Source organism: Nonomuraea sp. AD125B (genome assembly GCF_041402765.1).
GTDB classification, from domain to species: domain Bacteria; phylum Actinomycetota; class Actinomycetes; order Streptosporangiales; family Streptosporangiaceae; genus Nonomuraea; species Nonomuraea bangladeshensis.
Genome location: NZ_JBGLOU010000021.1, coordinates 91,587 through 108,847, shown reverse-complemented (window position 1 = coordinate 108,847; position 17,261 = coordinate 91,587). Strand labels below are relative to the sequence as shown.

The window sequence follows — 17,261 nt, the reverse complement described above, 5'->3', positions numbered from 1 at the left end:
GGGCGTCACCGGAACACCCCGCAAAAATGCCGCGATATGCCTAATAGCTGGGCAGGCTCGGGTCCACCGTCTTGACCCAGCTCAGCACGCCGCCGCCGACGTGCACGGCGTCGGAGAAACCGGCGTTCTTGACGACCGCCAGCGCCTCGGCCGAGCGCGCGCCCGACTTGCAGTGGAGCACGATGCGCTTGTCCTGCGGCAGCTTCTCCAGGGCCGAGCCGTTGAGGAACTCGCCCTTCGGGATCAGCGTGGCGCCGGGGATGGAGACGATCTCGTACTCGTTGGGCTCGCGGACGTCCACGAGGAAGATGTCCTCGCCGCGGTCCTGCATGCCCTTGAGCTCCAGTGCGGTGATGGTGGAGCCCGTCGCGGCCTCGGCGGCCTCGTCCGAGATCGCGCCGCAGAACGCCTCGTAGTCGTCGAGGAGCTGGGTGAGCGTCGGGTTCTTGCCGCACAGGACGCACTCGGGGTCCTTGCGGACCTTGACGTCGCGGTACTTCATCTCCAGGGCGTCATAGATCATCAGTCGCCCGACCAGCGGCTCGCCGATGCCGGTCAGCAGCTTGATGGCCTCGTTGACCTGGATGGAGCCCACCGACGCGCACAGCACGCCGAGCACGCCGCCCTCGGCGCACGACGGCACCATGCCGGGAGGCGGGGGCTCGGGGTAGAGGCAGCGGTAGCACGGCCCGTGCTCGGCCCAGAAGACGCTCGCCTGGCCGTCGAAACGGTAGATGGAGCCCCAGACGTACGGCTTGCCGAGCAGCACCGCGGCGTCGTTCACCATGTAGCGCGTGGCGAAGTTGTCCGTGCCGTCGACGATGAGGTCGTAGCCGGAGAAGATCTCCATCACGTTCTCGGTGGTCAGCACCTCGTTGTGGACCACGACCTCGACGAGGGGGTTGATCTCGCGGATCGAGGCGGCGGCGCTCTCGGCCTTCGGCCGGCCCACGTCGGACTGGCCGTGGATGACCTGACGCTGCAGGTTGGACTCATCGACCACGTCGAAGTCGATGATGCCGAGGGTGCCGACACCCGCCGCCGCGAGATACAGCAGCGCGGGCGAGCCCAGGCCCCCGGCGCCGACGCACAGCACCTTGGCGTTCTTCAGCCGCTTCTGCCCGGCCATGCCCACATCGGGGATGATCAGGTGGCGCGAGTAGCGGCGCACTTCGTCGACGGTCAGCTCGTCTGCCGGCTCGACCAGCGGTGGCAACGACACTTCAATACGCTCCCGTTTTCGGGGTCTCATCTCACTGTGAAACCTAGCTGGGCAGTGGGGCATTCCCCAATCGAGTCTCACGGATCAGACGGCCTGCTTCGGCCGCCACGACCTGCGGCATCTCCATCATCGCGACGTGGCCGGCGGTCGGCAGCAGCACGATCCTGACGTCGCGGAAGGCCCGCCACGCCCTGCGCGCCATCGCGGGGCGGACCAGCCGGTCGTGCCGGCCGTGCAGGATCAGCGTGGGCGCCTCGACCTTGGCGGCCTGGCGCCAGAGGTTGTCCTCGCCCCGGCGGAAGTACTCGGCCACGATGCCGCGGGCCGAGGCGATCATGGCCTCGCCCGCGTACGGGAGGTCGTCGCGGCGGCGCAGCTCGTCGATGGCGTCGCGCAGCCGTACGGGGTGGACCGCGCCCATGTCGGCCCAGACCATCGCCATCGAGGCGGTGACGCGCTGCTCGGCGGGGATGAGCTGCAGCTTGCCCGCCACCCACTCCCCCAGCACGGGGATCGCGGCGGCGGCCACCCGGGCGGGCCCGTAGCGCGGGACCAGGTCGGGCAGCGCCGGGGAGACCAGCGTGAGCGAGCGGACCAGCTCGGGACGGCTCGCGGCGACCCGCACGGAGACCGCGCCGCCCAGCGAGTTGCCGAACAGGTGGGCCGGCCCCGTCTGCTCCAGCAGGGCGATCACGGCCCTGGCGTGCCCGGCCACCGTGTAGTCGCCGTCCGGCGGCGCCGGGGAGAAGCCCGCGCCCGGCAGGTCGAGTGCGTGGCCCCTGACGGTGTCCTTGAGCTCGTCCATGAGGTCGGTCCAGTTGGTGGCGGACCCGGCCAGGCCGTGGACGAAGACCGCCTGTTCTGACGGGCCCTCGGGGGTGGACCGGACGTGCAACGAGCCGATTGTGCGTCCCGGCCAGTGCGGGATCGGCTCCGCGACCATGCGTCCTCCTCGTCGTTCATGGAACGCGGGGGTGCGTTCCCCCAACGATAACCATCGAGTCTAGAAGCGGCCCAAAAAGGGTCAGAACGGTCTTTACCGGCACATCGTCCACCGGCCTCGGCAGGGGTGAGTCGTCCCGACATGTCCAAGAGACCGGTAAAAAGCCGACGGACGCCGTTTGTGAGGGTCACCGGCGGAAACATGTCAGGCAGCGCCACGGACGGTGACTCGTCCGGCACTGACCGTATTCAGCGGGGACAGGCCGGCACGGAAGTATTGTCCGGGCGTACGTCTATTTCTTTGGGTGTGAAATGACGACCGCCGTCATTGTATGACCGCGAATGAGCTGCCCGTCGGCGGGTGCCCACGGGGGCCATTCCGGTCCGGCGGCCGGCCGGAGTGTTCGCGGCCATTCTCACCGCGCGAAGTCGCGCCGCTTTGTGCTGCCGCTTTTCACGACTCCGGCAAATCGGACATTTCATCTCATTTCATGGGATAGACATGTAAGGCAAGCAATAGGATTCTTAATACACAGCAAAATAGGGTGATCCCAGTTTGCCTGCCCGGCCCTGCGGAAATGACATGCAGCGGATGACTCTTAAGCAGCCGTCCAAGACCTTTTTCAGGTACCCGGAAACGTCTGAAACGGGGCACTCGATCCTTTAGGGGGAAAACGCAATGCCCAAGCTCAAGAGCCTTATCACCGGTCTCGCCTTCAGCACGGCGATGACCGGCGCCGCGGTCGCCATGGGGACCCCGGTCGCCAACGCCACCCCGGTCACCTCTCTCGTCTCCGTCACCACCGGCGACTGGGACGACGACGACACCCTGGGCGATGGCCTGGTCGACGGCCTGGGCACCAACCTGGGCAACAACTGGGGCGGCAACTGGAACAACTGGGGCGGCGGCTGGGGCCACCGCCGGGAGCGCTGCCACCGCCGCGGCGGGGGCGGCTGGGGCGGCTGGGGCCGTCGCGGCGGAGGCAGGATCTGCGTCGTGGTCCGCAACCACAACCGCAACATCAACGACCAGTTCGAGTTCGACCGCCGCCGCCGCCACAACCACAACTTCGACGACAACAACGTGTCGTAATGGCGCGTCCGTGAAGCAACGGCGCAAGGAGTAAGGGGCCGTTTCGCACGACCGCCGGAAATCCGTCCATGAAACGGATGACGGCGCCGTGATGAATGGCTTGTCTCAGGTCGGTCCGCACGAGCGCGTGCGGACCGGCCTGAGATCTCTTTTCTCCTCGCCTGCCACGGCACATTATCTTCGAGGGCCCCGCCGGCTGACAGCCGGCGGGGCTCTCGTCGTGCTTTTGCAGACTTTTCCCTATGTCACAAACCGGCAAAAGTGGACAATTCCGGTTTGTGTGGGTTGGTGGCCGGTTATATGAAGAGTGCGGATGAACGGACTCGTTCCGAACATCCCCCGCCCATACACAGGACGGCAGCAATCAGGCCGTTCAGGAAAGGGCGGTACGGGGCAATCGATCCTTTAGGGGGAAGACAAAATGCCCAAGCTCAAGAGTATTGTCGCGGGCCTCGCCCTCAGCACGGCGATGACCGGAGGCGCGGTCGCCGCGAGCGCGGCCACCTCTGCCGCCAGCGCCGCCACCCAGATCGGCACGCAGACCGGCATCCAGACCGGATGGGGCTGCGGTGCCCGCCGCCGCTGCGGTTGGGGCGGCTGGGGCTGGCGCCGGGCCGGCTGGGGCCACCGGGGCCACGGCCGCATCAGGGTCGTCGTCGTCAACAACAACACCAACGTCAACAGCAACCAGCACCGCCGCTTCCGCCACTTCAACGGCGACGGCGACTGGGATTAGCGGCCAGGCCGGAGCCTGAGGTCTCCTGCGGGAGCCTTTCCAGGTGGTGAACCTCCGGCCGATGAAGCCGCGAGTGCCCGTGTTCACATGGTGAACACGGGCACTTCCTTGTGCCGGGGTCGCCAAGGGAACCGTGCCGATCGAGACCCCGGCCGCGTCAAGGACCCCTGATGGCCAGGCAGCCGTGAGCGGCGTCTCCGAGGCCGGCCCGATCCCCTGGCCCACCGGACGCCGCCGACGGCCCCCAGATTCGCGCACAGCCCCTCGCATCACCCACCCGAGGAACCTGACACGAAGGCCGTTCTTGCGGGAAATGCAATGAGGGTCCCCCGGCGGATGCCGGGAGACCCTCAACAGGATCACCAGGGAGACGAGGAAAAGGAATTCGCCCTCAGCGGGCCTTTCCTTCTTCCACCGTCACGCGACTGGATCAGTCGGTGTCGGTGTCGGCGTCGCTGGTGGTGGCGAGCCCACCGGTCACGCCGTACTCCGAGTTGTACATCGGGTTGTGGTGGTGGTGGTGGAACCGGCGGTCGTGCTCCCGGCGGTTCGTGAAGGTGCGGTTGAAGTTGAAGTTGTTGTTGTGCACGTTCACATGCGTCCTCTGGTTGTGGTGGCGGCGCCCCCACCCGCCCCAGCCACCCCAGCCGCAGCGGCTCCGGTAGCCACAGCCCCATCCGGTCGTGACGGTGGTGCCCGTGCCGATCTGGGTGGCGGCGCTGGCGGCAGAGGTGGCGGCGCTCGCGGCGACCGCGCCACCGGTCATGGCCGTGCCGATGGCGAGGCCCGCGAGAACACTCCTGAGCTTGGGCATTGCGTTTTCCCCCTAAAGGATCGATTGCCCCGTACTCGATCTTTCCGGCATTGCCGGAAAAAACGTTGCGGATGACCGCCGTTGAGCCATCCGGTAAATGTCATTTCCGACACCAGTGGCACACAAACAGAAATCGTCCCTTTTTGCCACACATTAGGAGGGGCATTGCTTGTATTACACGTTTATGCATTGATTCCACATAAATTATCCGAAATGTCCTATTTGGGCGGTCATTCCTCTCTCCCGGACGCCGCACCATAGATCCGCGGGCCCGCCCGCATCTAGGTGGGTGAGACCCGAGGAGAGCCCTTGCACCCCGACCAGCAGCGTGACTTCACCGAGTTCGTCATCAGCCGTTCCGACCGGTTGATCAGGCTCGCGTACCTCCTGACCGGCGATCAGCACGCCGCGGAAGACCTGCTCCAGACCGCGCTGGCCAAGACCGCCGGGCACTGGCGGCGGATCCGCGACAGTCCGGAGGCGTACGTGCGCCGGGTCATGTACCACGAACAGGCCGGCCGCTGGCGAAGCCCGCGCTGGGGACGCGAACGGCCGGTCACGTCACCACCCGACCGGGCCGCCGGCGACCGGACCGACGAGGTCGAGACCCGCGTCACCCTGGCCCGGGCGCTCCGGACCCTGCCGCCGCGCAAGAGAGCGGTCCTGGTGCTCCGTTACTACGAGGACCTCCCGGAGTCGGAGGTCGCCAGGATCATGGGCTGCTCGGTGGGGACCGTACGCAGCCAGACGCACCAAGCCGTCGCCCGGTTGCGCGAGCTGATCGGCGAGACCATCACCCTGGAGGCCTGAGATGACCCTCGACGAACAGCGGATCTCCGCCGAGCTGCGGCGGATGGCGGACGAGGCGAGGCCCGTCGACCCGCTCGCCTACGCGGCACGGGCGCGGGCCGGCTCCACGCGGCGCCGCCGCCTCTCCTGGTCGGTCGCCGGGCTCGCCGCGGCCGCGTCGGTTATCAGCGCGGTGACCGTCGTCACCGGCGGGGGCCCCGGCCAGGTCACCGCGGCGGAGGTGGACCGCCTGCCGGACAACACCCCCGAGCAGACGCGGGCCGTACGCGCCTGCATGCCCCAGGGAGGCCCGGTGCACAACATGGACGGTCGCCGGCGCATCCCCGAGCACGGCTCGGCGGAGGACTTCCGGCTGCTGGTGGAGTACCGGGACGAGGACGGATCGACCGCTCTGGTCGGCAGCCTGTCCGGCTTCGTCCTGTGCACCCCGAGCACGCCGCAGGATCTCTCGGAGCGCGCGGTCTTCACCTACTGGGGATTCCAGGCTCCGGGGAACATGAGGGGCTTCCCCGGCGCGCTCCAGGTGGACGCCTACACCTCGCAATCGCGCTACGAGGAGGGGCGGGACAAGGCGACGAGAGACCAGACCTTCCGGGTCGTGGTCGGCCGCGTCACGGCGGACGTACGCCGGGTCGAGGTCGACTGGGCGGACGGGCGGCGTACCGACGCGCGCATCGCCGGCGGCTTCTTCATCGCCCGGGTGCTCGGAAAGTCGGTCCCCCACCCCGACGGCGAGAAGGACGCGGCCGGCGACCCCGTCACCGTCCTGGACTCCCCACCGGTGACGGTCACCGCCTACGGCTCGCGGAACCAGCTCCTGGAGCAGGTCACGGACGAGGCGTTCGGCCCGTTGGGCCGGGGGACGGGGTACTGACCGGGCCGGGAGGAGGAGGTCAGGCGGACTTGCGGGTCTTGCGCCTGGCGGGGGCCTTCTCCTCCTTGGCGGTCTCGGCCTTGGAGCCCGTCTTCGCGTCCTTCGCCTTGCCCGAGGCGGCCTTCCCGCGCTTGGCGGGGGCGCCCTCCCGCTCCCGTTTGGCCGCCTCGACGCTGGCCCGCAGCGCCGCCATCAGGTCCACGGCCGGTCCGGCCTCCTCCTCCTCGGCGGCCGGGACGACCTCCTTGCCCTCCACCTTGGCCTCGATGACGTGCTGGAGCGCCTCGCGGTAGGTGTCGTGGTACTCGCCCGGGTCGAAGTCGGACTCCATCGTGCTGATGAGCGACTCGGCCATCTTGAGCTCCTGGGCGCGTACCTCGATGTCCTCCTCCAGGAACTCGAAGTCGGGCGCGCGGATCTCGTCCGGCCAGAGCATGGTCTCCAGGACGAACACGCCGTCGCGGACGCGCAGCGTGGCCAGCGACTCCCGCTGCCGCAGCGCCACCTTGACCACGGCGACCTGACCCGAGCTCTCCAGGGCGTCCCGCAGCAGCACGTACGGCTTGGCCCCCTGCGCGTCGGGCTCCAGATAGTACGACTTCGCGAAGTAGATGGGGTCGATCTGCTCGGCCGGGGTGAACTGCAGCACGTCGATCCTGCGTGACGTGGTCAGGGGCAGGTCCTCGAAGTCCTCGTCGGTGAGCACGACCATCTCGCCCGTGGCCAGCTCGTAGCCCTTGGCGATGTCGGCGTAGGGGATCTCCTCGCCGTCGAGCTGGCACACGCGCTTGTAGCGGATGCGTCCGCCGTCCTCGCGGTGCACCTGATGGAACGACACGTCCTTCTGCTCGGTCGCGGAGTAGAGCTTGACGGGGATCGTGACCAGGCCGAAGGAGATCGCACCCTTCCAGATGCTGCGCATGGCTCACTCCTCAGGCTCTCCGTCGTCGTCGGCAGAAGGCACATACCCGGCATGACACGACCAATGCTTGCCATACGTGGCCGTGGCGAAATCGGTGGGTTAGGCGCGATCCATCCGGGGAGGTGGCGTACACCATGCGGACGGAGGTGCCCCCGTGGCCAAGAAGGTCCCCGTCAAGGTGGACGGACGCGAGCTGACCCTCAGCAACCTGGACAAGGTGCTCTATCCGGACTGCGGCTTCACCAAGGCCGAGGTCATCGACTACTACAGCCGGATCGCCCCCGTCCTGCTGCCGCACCTCGCGGGCCGCCCACTGACCGTCAAGCGCTACCCCGACGGCGTGACCGGCCAGTCCTTCTTCGAGAAGAACGCCCCCGACCACACCCCCGGCTGGGTACGCCGGGTCAACCTGCCCGTCCCCGGCAGCACCAAGAACCGCGAGAGCATCGACTTCGCCGTGATCGAGGACCTGCCGACGATCGTCTACTACGCCAACCTCGCCGCGCTGGAGCTGCACGTGCCGCAGTGGCGCGTGGACGACGACGGTAACGCGCTGCCCCCCGACATGATCGTCTTCGACCTCGACCCCGGGGCGCCTGCGACGATCGTCCAGTGCGCCGAGGTCGCGCTGATGCTGCGCGAGGTGCTGAAGGCCGAGGGGCTGACCGCCCGGCCGAAGACGAGCGGCAGCAAGGGCATGCAGCTCTACGCGGACTGGGACTGCAGGGAGGAGCCCTCCGCGTACGCCAAGAGGCTGGCCCAGCTCCTGGAGAAGGAGCACCCGAAGCAGGTCGTGAGCGTCATGGCCAAGGCCGCGCGGCCCGGCAAGGTCTTCATCGACTGGAGCCAGAACAACCCCGCGAAGACCACCGTCGCGCCCTACTCCCTGCGGGCCCGCGAACGGCCGACCGTGTCGACGCCTCTTACGTGGAAAGAGGTGGAAAGCTGTGAGCGTCCGGAGGACCTGGTGTTCACAGCGCCGGACGTACTGGCGAGAGCGGAGAACCGCGGCGACCTTTTCGCGCGGGCGTAGTCTGGAGCCGTCCACACCTGGAGGGGGACCACGAGATGTCGGAGATGGACGTTCGCGGGGACGAGGGGCCCTACGACGAGGAGGTCGAGGAGTTGTCGATCGAGGCGCCCGAGGCCGACGTGGCCGAGCAGCAGCGCGAGGCGGATCGGGCGGCCGGCGGGCTGCGCCGCGAGCTGCCGCTGGACGTCAACCCCGCCGACGCGGCCGAGCAGGACCGCGAGGTCGAGCTCGACGACGACGAATACCGGTGACGATCGCCGCCGGGTGTGACGCCTGCCCGCGCGCGGGACGATCTTCTTCCTGCTCGCGCGCGGGGCGACCTGCCTACTCGTGCGTAGGACGACGTGACTACTCGCCCGTAGGATGTCCGCACGACCCGTTGAGAGCGCTGAGAGACCAATGGAGACCCGCGTGACCGCAACCCCGGACGCCAAGCCCCGGGGCACCCGGCTGCCCCGACTCGCCCGCCGCCGGCAGCTCCTGAGCGCGGCGCAGGAAGTGTTCGTCGAGAACGGCTACCACGCGGCCGCCATGGACGAGATCGCCGACCGGGCCGGGGTCAGCAAGCCCGTGCTCTACCAGCACTTCCCGGGCAAGCTGGAGCTCTACCTCGCGCTGCTCGACCTGCACGTCGACGACATGGTCAACCGCTGCAGGGAGGCCCTGGCCTCCACCAACGAGAACAAACTGCGCGTGCAGGCCACCTTCCAGGCGTTCTTCGACTTCGTCTCCACCCAGGGCGAGGCCTTCCGCCTCGTCTTCGAGTCCGACCTGCGCAACGTCGCCCCGGTGCGCCAGCGGGTGGAGCGGTCCCTGCGCGAGTGCGCGGAGATGGTCAGCGCGCTCATCCAGGAGGACACCGGCTGCACCAGCGACGAGGCCCATCTGCTGGGCGTCGGCCTGGTCGGCATGGCCGAGGTGAGCGCCCGCTACTGGGTGACGACGCACGGCTCCATCCCCAAGGACGCGGCCGAGCAGATGATGGCCCGCCTCGCCTGGCGCGGCATCAGCGGTTTTCCGCGTACGGCATAACCCGTTCGCTGGGCGCGATCATCCGCGTGTCCGTCGTGCGGCAGAGGCCACGATGGAGTAGAGCCAGCCCGTCCATGAGGGAGCCACGATGGAAGTCAAGATCGGCGTACGTTCCGTGCACCGCGAGCTCGTTGTCGAGACCGACCTGTCCGCCGAGCAGGTCGAGGAGGAGATCAGGAACGCGCTCTCCGTCGAGCGTGGCGTCTTCGCCATCACCGACGTCAAGGGACGGCGGGTGGTCGTGCCGGTGGCCGCGCTCGGGTTCATCGAGATCGGCGAGGACGAGGCCAGGCCGGTGGGCTTCGGCGGCACGCTGTAACTTCTGACGGCGCCCGGCGTCGGGGGACGGCTCACACCACCGCCGTGCCCCGGCGTCCTTCCGCGTCCAGCGCGGGAGGCGCGTCCGCACGGACGGCCTGCCCGCGTGGGAGGCGTTTCTTTCCGCGTGGTCAGCGTGGGAGGTGGCGGGCGGCGAGGCGGCAGCCCGGTGGCGGGCGGTGCGCCCTCGGGACGGGATGCCGGGGCTGGGCGATGGCCGGGCAGCGCGAGCTCTCCCGCCGCAGCACGGCCCGTGAGGTCCAGCGGTTAGGCCCGCATCTGGTCAAAGAACCGCCGTCGCGTCGCAAGGCCCTCATGCTCGAACGGTACCGCCGTTGCGCCGCTCCGCGCCGCCCATCCGGCCGACTTTCGGCTGCCCGGGCTTTCATATGCCGAGGGCGGCCATGCGCTTGTTGTGCTCCTCGGTCAGCGTGGCGAAGAGCCGGGAGATGTCGGCCTGCCCGCCGCTCGCCTCCATCAGCGACAGCGCCAGCTCCGGCCGCGCCGCCGCCACCTGCTGGGCCTGGCTGAGCGCCTCGCCCACCAGCCGCCGCGCCCACAGCGCCAGCCGCGCCCCCGCCGTCGGGTCCGCCTCGATCCCGGCGCGCACCCGCTCCACCGCGAACTGCGAGCGCCCCTCGTCCACCAGCACCTCGTCCACCAGCTTGGCGACCGCCGGGTCGAGATGCCTGGCCACCTCCCGGTAGAAGTCGTTGGCGATGCCGTCCCCGACGTACGTCTTGACCAGCGCCTGCAGCCAGTCGGCCGGGCGGGTCTGGGCGTGCCAGGCGTCGAGTGCCCCGGCGAACGGCGCCATCGCCCCGTCAGGATCGGCGCCCAGCTCGGTGAGGCGGTCGCGCAGCAGACGGAAGTGGGCGTACTCGGCGACCGCCAGCTCGCTCAGCGCCGCGCGGTCGGCCAGCGAGGGCGCCAGCGTGGCCGCGTCCTCGGTCATCCGGGCGTAGGCGCTGAGTTCCGCGTACGCCAGCACGCCGAGCAGGTCGACGACTCCTGGAGACTGCTTCATGGTGGCAGCGTACTTCGGGAAATCTTCGGGAACATACGTGAGCTCGGCCAGCGTTGTGCTATCGAGTACACTGCTCTGTGAAAGTGCGACCGCACTGTGTAAATTCGGGGGTTTCTCCCGGATACCTCCGCTCCCAGGAGGCCGCGGTCGCTGATGACGCGAGAGGGCTGGCTCTACCGCGAGGACCCAAGACACGGGGTGTCCATCCACCCGTCGGTCCCGGCAGGCCCGCCTTCATTTGAGACTGAGGCAGGCCACGCTGACGACTTTCCGAGACCTCGGAGTCACACCAGAAATCGCCGACGCCCTCGAGACCGAGGGCATCGTGTCGCCGTTCCCCATTCAGGAAATGGCGCTCCCGCTCGCGCTGAGCGGCCAGGACCTCATCGGTCAGGCACGCACCGGCACGGGCAAGACCTACGCGTTCGGCATCGCCATGCTGCAAGGCATCGGCAAGCCGCGCAAGAACCGCAAGAAGCCCCGCGGGCTGGTCGTCGTACCGACCCGAGAGCTGGCCACCCAGGTCAGCGAGGACCTCGTGACCGCCGCGGGCAAGCTCGGCTCCCGGGTGCTGACCGTCTACGGCGGTCGGGCGTACGAGCCCCAGGTCGAAGCGCTCAAGGCGGGGGTCGACGTCGTCGTCGGCACTCCCGGCCGGCTGCTCGACCTGGTCAAGCAGAAGCACCTCGACCTGAGCCAGGTCACCTCCCTCGTCCTCGACGAGGCCGACCGCATGCTCGACCTGGGCTTCCTGCCCGACGTCGAGCGCATCTTCAAGCTGGTCCCGGCGGAGCGGCAGACGATGCTGTTCTCCGCGACGATGCCGGGTGAGGTCGTCGCGCTGTCGCGCAAATACCTCAACCGCCCGACGCACATCCGCGCCGAGCACGAGAGCGGCGAGGGCGAGGCGACGCCGCAGGTGCGCCAGCTCGTGTGGCGCACCCACCGCATGGACAAGATCGAGATCCTGTCGCGGCTGCTCCAGGCCGAGGGCCGGGGGCTCACCATGGTCTTCTGCGAGACCAAGCGGGCCTGCGACATGGTCGCCGAGCAGCTCGACACGCGCGGCTTCGCCGTCGCGGCCGTGCACGGCGACCTCGGTCAGGGCCAGCGCGAGCAGGCGCTGCGGGCGTTCCGCAACGGCAAGATCGACGTGCTCGTGGCCACCGACGTGGCCGCGCGCGGCATCGACATCGACGACGTCACGCACGTGGTCAACTACGACTGCCCCACCGAGGACAAGACGTACGTGCACCGCATCGGCCGCACCGGCCGGGCCGGGCGCACGGGCATCGCGGTCACCTTCGTGGAGTGGGAGGAGCTGACCCGGTGGAAGATGATCAACAACATGCTCGGGCTGGCCTTCGCCGAGCCTGAGGAGACCTACTCCACCTCGCCGCACGTCTACGCCGAGCTCAACATCCCCAAGGGCACCAAGGGCGTCCTGCCGCACGCGAACCGCTCGCGCGCCGGGCTCTCCGCGGAGCATCTCGAGGACCTCGGCGAGACCGGCAGGGCACGCGGGCGTGGCGGTCGCCGCCGCGACGAGCGTGAGCGCGACCGTGACCGTGAGCGTCCTGCTGCCCGTACGCAGCGCCAGCGCCGCCGCACCCGTGGCGGCAAGGAGCTGGCGGAGACCGCACCCGTCGAGACCTCGGAGGTCGAGCTCGTGGATGCCAAGGCGGAGGAGACTCCCGCGATCCTCACCCCCGACGAGGTCGGCGCCGCCAACGCGCAGCCGAAGCGGGCCCGTACGCGGAGGGGGGCGGCCTCGACGGCGATCGAGCAGGCGCTCGCCGTCGCGCCCGAGTCCGCGCTCGCCTCTTCCGGCGCCCCTTCCGGGGCTCCGGCGGACGGTACGGTCGCGGAGGCGCCGGCGCGGAGCACGCGGAGCACCCGCTCCCGCCGGGTCGTCGCCGACACCCCGGCCGCCACGGCGCCGTTGCCGGAGACGTCCCCGGTGGAGACGCCGGTGGAGACGCCGGTGGAGACGCCGGTGGAGGCACCGGTGGAGGCACCGGCACGGACCACCCGGTCCCGCCGCACCGCCGCCGCCAAGACGACCGAACCGGCCGCCGCGGGCATCGAGCCGGCCCCGCCGATCGCCGACCAGGCCCCGACCGCCAAGCGGCCGTCGGTCGCCGAGCAGGCCCCGGTTGCCAAGCAGGCCCCCGCCGCCAAGCAGGCGCCGGTCGCCGAGCAGGCGCCCGTCGCCAAGCGGGCGTCGGTGGCCGAGCAGGCGCCCGTCGCCAAGCGGGCGTCGGTGGCCGAGCAGGCGCCCGTCGTCGCGGAGCGTCGGGAGGCGCGGGTTCAGGCGGAGCCGGAGCCGAGCTTCCTCGCCCCGCCGCCCCCCGCCCCCGTTCGCCAGCCGGAGCGGATCATCCCGCCGAGCCCGTTCGCGGTGATCTTCCAATCACCCGACCTGGCCACGGACGACGATGACATCGCGCCGTCCGCCGCCAGCGAGCGCAAGCAGCAGCGACGCCAGTCCCGAGGCGGCGGCGGCAACCGCCGCCGCGCCGGCTGACGTCCCGGCACCACCGCGAAAGGCGCGCATCCCGCACTACGGGGTGCGCGCCTTTCGGCATGTGCGGCAGGATCGCTGTACGGCCCCACGGCGCGTCACCCGGCCGCGACGCCTCCACGTGGGCCCGACCCGCTCCAACACCCGCCCACGTGCCTCTGAAGCCGCGTACGCCGGGCGTACGGCGTCGCGTCCCGTCGGCTGCACGGCGATATCCGGCATTCGCGACATCTCCCCCAAAGTCGCACCAGCGTAACGGGCATGCCGGTGTCGAGGCGCTGACCTCTGGGTATTGTTGCCCCACGTGAGTACGCCGCGATTCCTCGACCTGCCTCCTGGCGTCACCCCACAGAAGATCGAGACGCCACAGGGCACGTTCGCGGCCCTGGAGGCCCTTCCGGTCAGTGGTGTGGTTGAGCGCTGGCCCGCGCTCCTCGTCCCCGGCCTGACCGGCAGCAAGGAGGACTTCATCGCGGTCCTGATGACGCTCGCACAGTCCGGCCGCCGCGTGGTGGCGGTCGACCTGCGCGGCCAGTACGAGACCCCGGGCCCCGACGACCCCGCCGCCTACACCTGCGCGGCCCTCGGCGCCGACCTCGACACGCTCGCCCAGGTGATCGGCGGCGGCGGCCCCATGCACCTGGTGGGCCACTCCTTCGGCGGCCTGGTGGCCCGCGAGGCCGTCATCGACGGGCGTACGAAGTTCGCCTCGTTCACGCTCATGGGCTCGGGCCCGGGGGCGATCGAGGGCCGGCGGGCGCGCAACGGCAGGAAGATCATGGAGGAGGTGCCCGCGCTCGGCCTGGAGCACGTGTGGCACCACAGGTTCGAGCCGGACGCGCTGGCGGCCGACGTCCCCGACGACATCGTGGCGTTCCTGCACCGGCGGCTGCTGGCCAACTCGCCGACCGGCCTTTCGTCCATGGCCGAGCAGGTGCTCACCATGCGTGACCGCACCGACGAGCTGCGTCAGATCGAGGTGCCCACCCTCGTCCTCTACGGCGAGGACGACGACGGCTGGTCCCCCGAGACGCAGTCGGAGATGGCCGCCAGGCTGGGCGCGGAGTGCGTGGTCGTGCCGGGCGCCGTCCACTCCCCCGCCGTCGAGGCGCCGGAGACGACGGCGGCCGCGCTGGTCAGGTTCTGGAACGCGGCCGAGAAGCACTATTTGGACATCCATTCCAATAGCCTGTAATCATGTACTTACCATGAACGGCATCGAAGACCTCGTCGTCCAGCCGCCGCACACCGTCACCTACCGCGTGCACATCGACCGCACGATGTGGGTGGGCGGCGTCCGCGGGCTCATGCTGCAGGCGCTGCACCCCCTGGCCATGCGCGGCGTCTGGCAGAACTCCACCTTCCAGGAGGACCCGTTCGGCCGGCTGCGGCGCACCGCCGACTTCGTGGGGCGGGTCACGTTCGGCAGCCCGGAGGAGGCGGCCGAGGCCGGGCGGCGGGTGCGGGGGATCCACAAGACGCTGCGCGTGCAGGACCCCGACACCGGGCGCAGGCACCGGGTGGACGATCCCGAGCTGCTGCTGTGGGTGCACTGCGCCGAGGTGTCGTCCTACCTGGAGGCGGCCAGGCGCGGCGGGCTGCGGCTGAGCGAGCGCCAGGCCGACCGCTACCTGGCCGAGCAGCGCGCCGCCGCGGCCTACGTCGGGCTGCACCCCGAGGACGTGCCGGGCACGTGCGCCGAGCTGGACGCGTACGTCAAGCAGGTGCGGCCCGCACTCCGCGTCACCGAGGAGGCCGCCGCGACCGTGCGGTTCCTCATGTGGCCACGGCTGCCGGAGGAGCTGCGCATGCTGTCGCCGGGCAAGCCGGTCTACTTCCCGTTCGGGGCGCTCTGCTACTACACGCTCCCCGACTGGGCCAGGCGGATGTACGGCGTGCTGCCCGAGGTGCCCCGCGCGGCCGTCACGGCGGCGCTGCGGGCGTTCAGGCTGGCGATGAACTCCGTCCCCGAGCCCGTCCACGACCGGGCCTTCATGCCGGCCACCCGCGAGATGCTCCGGGCGACCAGGGAACGGCTGGGCGCGGCCGGCTACGACGTCAGCGAGGGGCTCAAGGGCCTCACGGACCCCCGCCGCTGGCCCAAGGGGGCAGCGGACCCGGCGCCCGCCGCCTGACCCCGGAAGGGCCGAGGCGGCGGCGCTCATCCAGCGCGGTCGTCCCAGGGACGCTCACTCGGCGAGGCCGTCCCAGGGGTCGCGGTCGGGGGCCACGGCCTGGCCCTCGGGACAGTGGCGGCGGAAGTCGCACCAGGAGCAGATCGGGCCCGGACTGGGCGCGAACAGCTCGTCGATCTCGGGCGGCACCGCAGCGGGCCCCACGAACGGCCGCCCGGACGCCCCCGCGGGAGACGGGACGGAGGTGCGGGACGCCTGGCCGCGTGGGGCGGTGCGGCCCTTGGCGGGGGCGGCGACGGCCCCCCGGTAGCGCTCGTCGGCCTCCGCCGCCTCGCTCGCCAGCTCTTCGGCCCGCCTCAGATGGCGGGCCAGCGACTCGTCGGTGTGCCGCCACTGGACGATCTCGCCGGTGGGCAGATGGTGCAGCTCGACCTCGTGGCACGGGGTGCGCAGCATGCTGGAGGCGGCCACGGCGTAGGCGGCGAGGGCGAGCGAGCCGCGGGCGTCGTCCTGGGTGAGCGGGCGGCGGCCGGTCTTGTAGTCGACCACGACCAGCTCGTCGCCGCGCCGGTCGAGCCGGTCGATGCGGCCCGACAGGGCGATGACCTTGGTGCGCGTGGCGACCGTGCGCTCGACGCCGACCGGCTCATCCGCCGGATCTAAAGTCGCGACATATCCGGACACGAGGTCGCGGGCCCGCGCCAGCCACCGCCCCGACTGCTCGGCGTCCCTGAACCCCTCGGCGATCCACCCGTTGGTGAGCAGGACGGCCGCCGTCAGCGGCGTGCGCCGCTCGTACGGCTCCCGCCACCACCCCGCCAGCGCGTTGTGGACGCTCGCGCCGACGCTGTTGTGCGCCCAGGCGGGCCCTTTGGACGGCTGGGGCCGGTCGAGGTAGCTGAACCGGTAGCGGCGCCGGCAGTCGAGCCAGGCGTTCAACCGCGACGGCGTGCACGAATAGAGCCGCCGCGGCATGTCCTCCAGCGGGAGCTGGCCCTGCACCGAGCTCACCCGGCCGCCTACTCGTCGCCCGGACCGAGCTTGATCCCGGAGATCCTGGTGCCGTCGGCGAGCGGGCCCTCGGACTCCTCGCCCTCGGTGGCGACCCTGGTCAGCGAGCCGGACACCCAGTCGTCGAAGTGCGGCTCCAGGTCGCCGACCGTGACCTCGTCGCCGTGGATCGGCAGCACCCGCGTCTCCGGCGGCAGCGTGAACAGCCGCCCGCCGATCGAGGTGAGCTGGTCGGCCAGCGCCGGGTATTCGCCGCCCAGCTTGCCGGGGCCGTCGGCCTGGAGCGCCTTGCCGGTGAACACGGCCCCGAGCGCCTCGCAGTAGAGCGACACGCCGCCGGGGGTCACGCCCGGCGTCTCCATGACGTCGAGCTGGACGTCGGCGACCTCGAAGATGCCGTCGTCCTCCATGTCGATGTCGGGCCAGGTCTCGGACCAGGTCTCCCGCCACAGGGGCTTGTCCTTGGGGTGGAGCGCCACGACGGCCTCGTCCCTGCTGGCCACCTCGATGGCCGCGGAGACGTGGTCGGGCAGCCCGGCCGTGCAGATGACGGCCAGCACCTCGCGCTCGCCCACCTGCTCCATGATCTTCTCGGCGTCACGGGACGGGTCGATGACGATCACCTCGTCGTCGTCGCCTATGACCCAGGTGTTGTTCTCGACCTTGTGCTCGGTGCCGTCGAGGTCGACCACGCCCTCGGTCACCACTCTCTCGATACGCGCTGTCACGCCTCCGAACTCTAGCCCGTCTGCCTGACAGCGCGAATCG

The 17,261-nt window shown here is 70.3% G+C and carries 18 protein-coding genes; 11 read left to right on the top strand and 7 right to left on the bottom strand.

Features of this window, described 5'->3' with window-relative positions; all coding sequences use genetic code 11:
* Positions 1-40: 40 nt before the first annotated feature.
* Positions 41-1,222 (bottom strand): adenylyltransferase/sulfurtransferase MoeZ, encoded by a 1,182-nt coding sequence (gene moeZ, locus ACBR40_RS40825; RefSeq protein ID WP_344210561.1) that lies wholly within the window; start codon positions 1,220-1,222, stop codon positions 41-43.
* Between the two features lie 43 nt (positions 1,223-1,265).
* A complete protein-coding gene (locus ACBR40_RS40820) occupies positions 1,266-2,165 on the bottom strand; it encodes an alpha/beta hydrolase (protein ID WP_344210563.1) in 900 nt (299 codons plus the stop codon).
* 678 nt (positions 2,166-2,843) lie between these two features.
* Here ACBR40_RS40820 and ACBR40_RS40815 point away from each other — a divergent pair.
* Entirely contained in the window at positions 2,844-3,257 is a 414-nt protein-coding gene (locus ACBR40_RS40815) for a hypothetical protein (protein WP_344210565.1), read from the top strand.
* A 421-nt stretch (positions 3,258-3,678) separates the two neighbouring features.
* A complete protein-coding gene (locus ACBR40_RS40810; RefSeq protein WP_344210567.1) occupies positions 3,679-3,993 on the top strand; it encodes a hypothetical protein in 315 nt (104 codons plus the stop codon).
* A gap of 430 nt (positions 3,994-4,423) precedes the next feature.
* On the opposite strand, the gene ACBR40_RS40805 is transcribed toward ACBR40_RS40810, so the two are convergent.
* Positions 4,424-4,807 carry a hypothetical protein gene (locus ACBR40_RS40805; RefSeq protein WP_344210569.1) on the bottom strand — a complete coding sequence of 128 codons (384 nt, stop codon included), beginning with the start codon at positions 4,805-4,807 and terminating at the stop codon, positions 4,424-4,426.
* A 309-nt stretch (positions 4,808-5,116) separates the two neighbouring features.
* Between ACBR40_RS40805 and ACBR40_RS40800 the strand changes: the two genes are divergently transcribed.
* Positions 5,117-5,617 carry a SigE family RNA polymerase sigma factor gene (locus ACBR40_RS40800; protein WP_344210571.1) on the top strand — a complete coding sequence of 167 codons (501 nt, stop codon included), beginning with the start codon at positions 5,117-5,119 and terminating at the stop codon, positions 5,615-5,617.
* A gap of 1 nt (position 5,618) precedes the next feature.
* Complete coding sequence (locus ACBR40_RS40795; protein ID WP_371252173.1) at positions 5,619-6,491, top strand: hypothetical protein; 873 nt, start codon at positions 5,619-5,621, stop codon at positions 6,489-6,491.
* A 19-nt stretch (positions 6,492-6,510) separates the two neighbouring features.
* Here the strand turns inward: ACBR40_RS40795 and ACBR40_RS40790 are convergent, their stop codons facing one another.
* A complete protein-coding gene (locus ACBR40_RS40790; RefSeq protein ID WP_364454608.1) occupies positions 6,511-7,413 on the bottom strand; it encodes a Ku protein in 903 nt (300 codons plus the stop codon).
* A 154-nt stretch (positions 7,414-7,567) separates the two neighbouring features.
* Between ACBR40_RS40790 and ligD the strand changes: the two genes are divergently transcribed.
* The 4 genes from ligD to ACBR40_RS40770 all read left to right on the top strand — a co-directional run bounded on the left by ligD (position 7,568) and on the right by ACBR40_RS40770 (position 9,797).
* Positions 7,568-8,446: a non-homologous end-joining DNA ligase gene (ligD, locus tag ACBR40_RS40785; protein WP_371252172.1), complete on the top strand. Its 879-nt coding sequence runs from the start codon at positions 7,568-7,570 to the stop codon at positions 8,444-8,446.
* A gap of 44 nt (positions 8,447-8,490) precedes the next feature.
* Positions 8,491-8,697, top strand: a complete 207-nt coding sequence (locus tag ACBR40_RS40780; protein WP_344210579.1) for a hypothetical protein — start codon at positions 8,491-8,493, stop codon at positions 8,695-8,697.
* A 160-nt stretch (positions 8,698-8,857) separates the two neighbouring features.
* Positions 8,858-9,478 (top strand): TetR/AcrR family transcriptional regulator, encoded by a 621-nt coding sequence (locus tag ACBR40_RS40775; RefSeq protein WP_218155950.1) that lies wholly within the window; start codon positions 8,858-8,860, stop codon positions 9,476-9,478.
* A gap of 88 nt (positions 9,479-9,566) precedes the next feature.
* Positions 9,567-9,797 carry a DUF3107 domain-containing protein gene (locus ACBR40_RS40770; protein ID WP_344210582.1) on the top strand — a complete coding sequence of 77 codons (231 nt, stop codon included), beginning with the start codon at positions 9,567-9,569 and terminating at the stop codon, positions 9,795-9,797.
* A gap of 384 nt (positions 9,798-10,181) precedes the next feature.
* On the opposite strand, the gene ACBR40_RS40765 is transcribed toward ACBR40_RS40770, so the two are convergent.
* Positions 10,182-10,823 (bottom strand): ferritin-like fold-containing protein, encoded by a 642-nt coding sequence (locus tag ACBR40_RS40765; protein WP_371252171.1) that lies wholly within the window; start codon positions 10,821-10,823, stop codon positions 10,182-10,184.
* 349 nt (positions 10,824-11,172) lie between these two features.
* On the opposite strand from ACBR40_RS40765, the gene ACBR40_RS40760 reads away from it, so the two are divergent.
* From ACBR40_RS40760 to ACBR40_RS40750, 3 genes are all read left to right on the top strand, one after another.
* Entirely contained in the window at positions 11,173-13,350 is a 2,178-nt protein-coding gene (locus ACBR40_RS40760; RefSeq protein WP_371252170.1) for a DEAD/DEAH box helicase, read from the top strand.
* 301 nt (positions 13,351-13,651) lie between these two features.
* Positions 13,652-14,542: an alpha/beta fold hydrolase gene (locus ACBR40_RS40755; RefSeq protein WP_371252169.1), complete on the top strand. Its 891-nt coding sequence runs from the start codon at positions 13,652-13,654 to the stop codon at positions 14,540-14,542.
* Between the two features lie 13 nt (positions 14,543-14,555).
* Entirely contained in the window at positions 14,556-15,482 is a 927-nt protein-coding gene (locus ACBR40_RS40750; protein ID WP_371252168.1) for an oxygenase MpaB family protein, read from the top strand.
* Between the two features lie 54 nt (positions 15,483-15,536).
* On the opposite strand, the gene ACBR40_RS40745 is transcribed toward ACBR40_RS40750, so the two are convergent.
* The gene (locus tag ACBR40_RS40745) at positions 15,537-16,493 is read right to left on the bottom strand and encodes a RecB family exonuclease (protein ID WP_371252167.1); all 957 of its coding nucleotides are present in this window, start codon (positions 16,491-16,493) and stop codon (positions 15,537-15,539) included.
* 8 nt (positions 16,494-16,501) lie between these two features.
* Positions 16,502-17,221 (bottom strand): MBL fold metallo-hydrolase, encoded by a 720-nt coding sequence (locus tag ACBR40_RS40740; RefSeq protein WP_344210592.1) that lies wholly within the window; start codon positions 17,219-17,221, stop codon positions 16,502-16,504.
* Positions 17,222-17,261 lie beyond the last annotated feature (40 nt).

Bases quoted from the DNA above. Each gene is read 5' to 3' on its own strand.
- ACBR40_RS40805 (WP_344210569.1), bottom strand. From the start codon at position 4,807: ATGCCCAAGCTCAGGAGTGTTCTCGCGGGCCTCGCCATCGGCACGGCC.
- ACBR40_RS40765 (WP_371252171.1), bottom strand. From the start codon at position 10,823: ATGAAGCAGTCTCCAGGAGTCGTCGACCTGCTCGGCGTGCTGGCGTAC.
- ACBR40_RS40815 (WP_344210565.1), top strand. From the start codon at position 2,844: ATGCCCAAGCTCAAGAGCCTTATCACCGGTCTCGCCTTCAGCACGGCG.
- ACBR40_RS40820 (WP_344210563.1), bottom strand. From the start codon at position 2,165: ATGGTCGCGGAGCCGATCCCGCACTGGCCGGGACGCACAATCGGCTCG.
- ACBR40_RS40760 (WP_371252170.1), top strand. From the start codon at position 11,173: ATGGCGCTCCCGCTCGCGCTGAGCGGCCAGGACCTCATCGGTCAGGCA.
- ACBR40_RS40780 (WP_344210579.1), top strand. From the start codon at position 8,491: ATGGACGTTCGCGGGGACGAGGGGCCCTACGACGAGGAGGTCGAGGAG.
- ACBR40_RS40795 (WP_371252173.1), top strand. From the start codon at position 5,619: ATGACCCTCGACGAACAGCGGATCTCCGCCGAGCTGCGGCGGATGGCG.
- ACBR40_RS40750 (WP_371252168.1), top strand. From the start codon at position 14,556: ATGAACGGCATCGAAGACCTCGTCGTCCAGCCGCCGCACACCGTCACC.
- ACBR40_RS40790 (WP_364454608.1), bottom strand. From the start codon at position 7,413: ATGCGCAGCATCTGGAAGGGTGCGATCTCCTTCGGCCTGGTCACGATC.
- ACBR40_RS40810 (WP_344210567.1), top strand. From the start codon at position 3,679: ATGCCCAAGCTCAAGAGTATTGTCGCGGGCCTCGCCCTCAGCACGGCG.
- ACBR40_RS40770 (WP_344210582.1), top strand. From the start codon at position 9,567: ATGGAAGTCAAGATCGGCGTACGTTCCGTGCACCGCGAGCTCGTTGTC.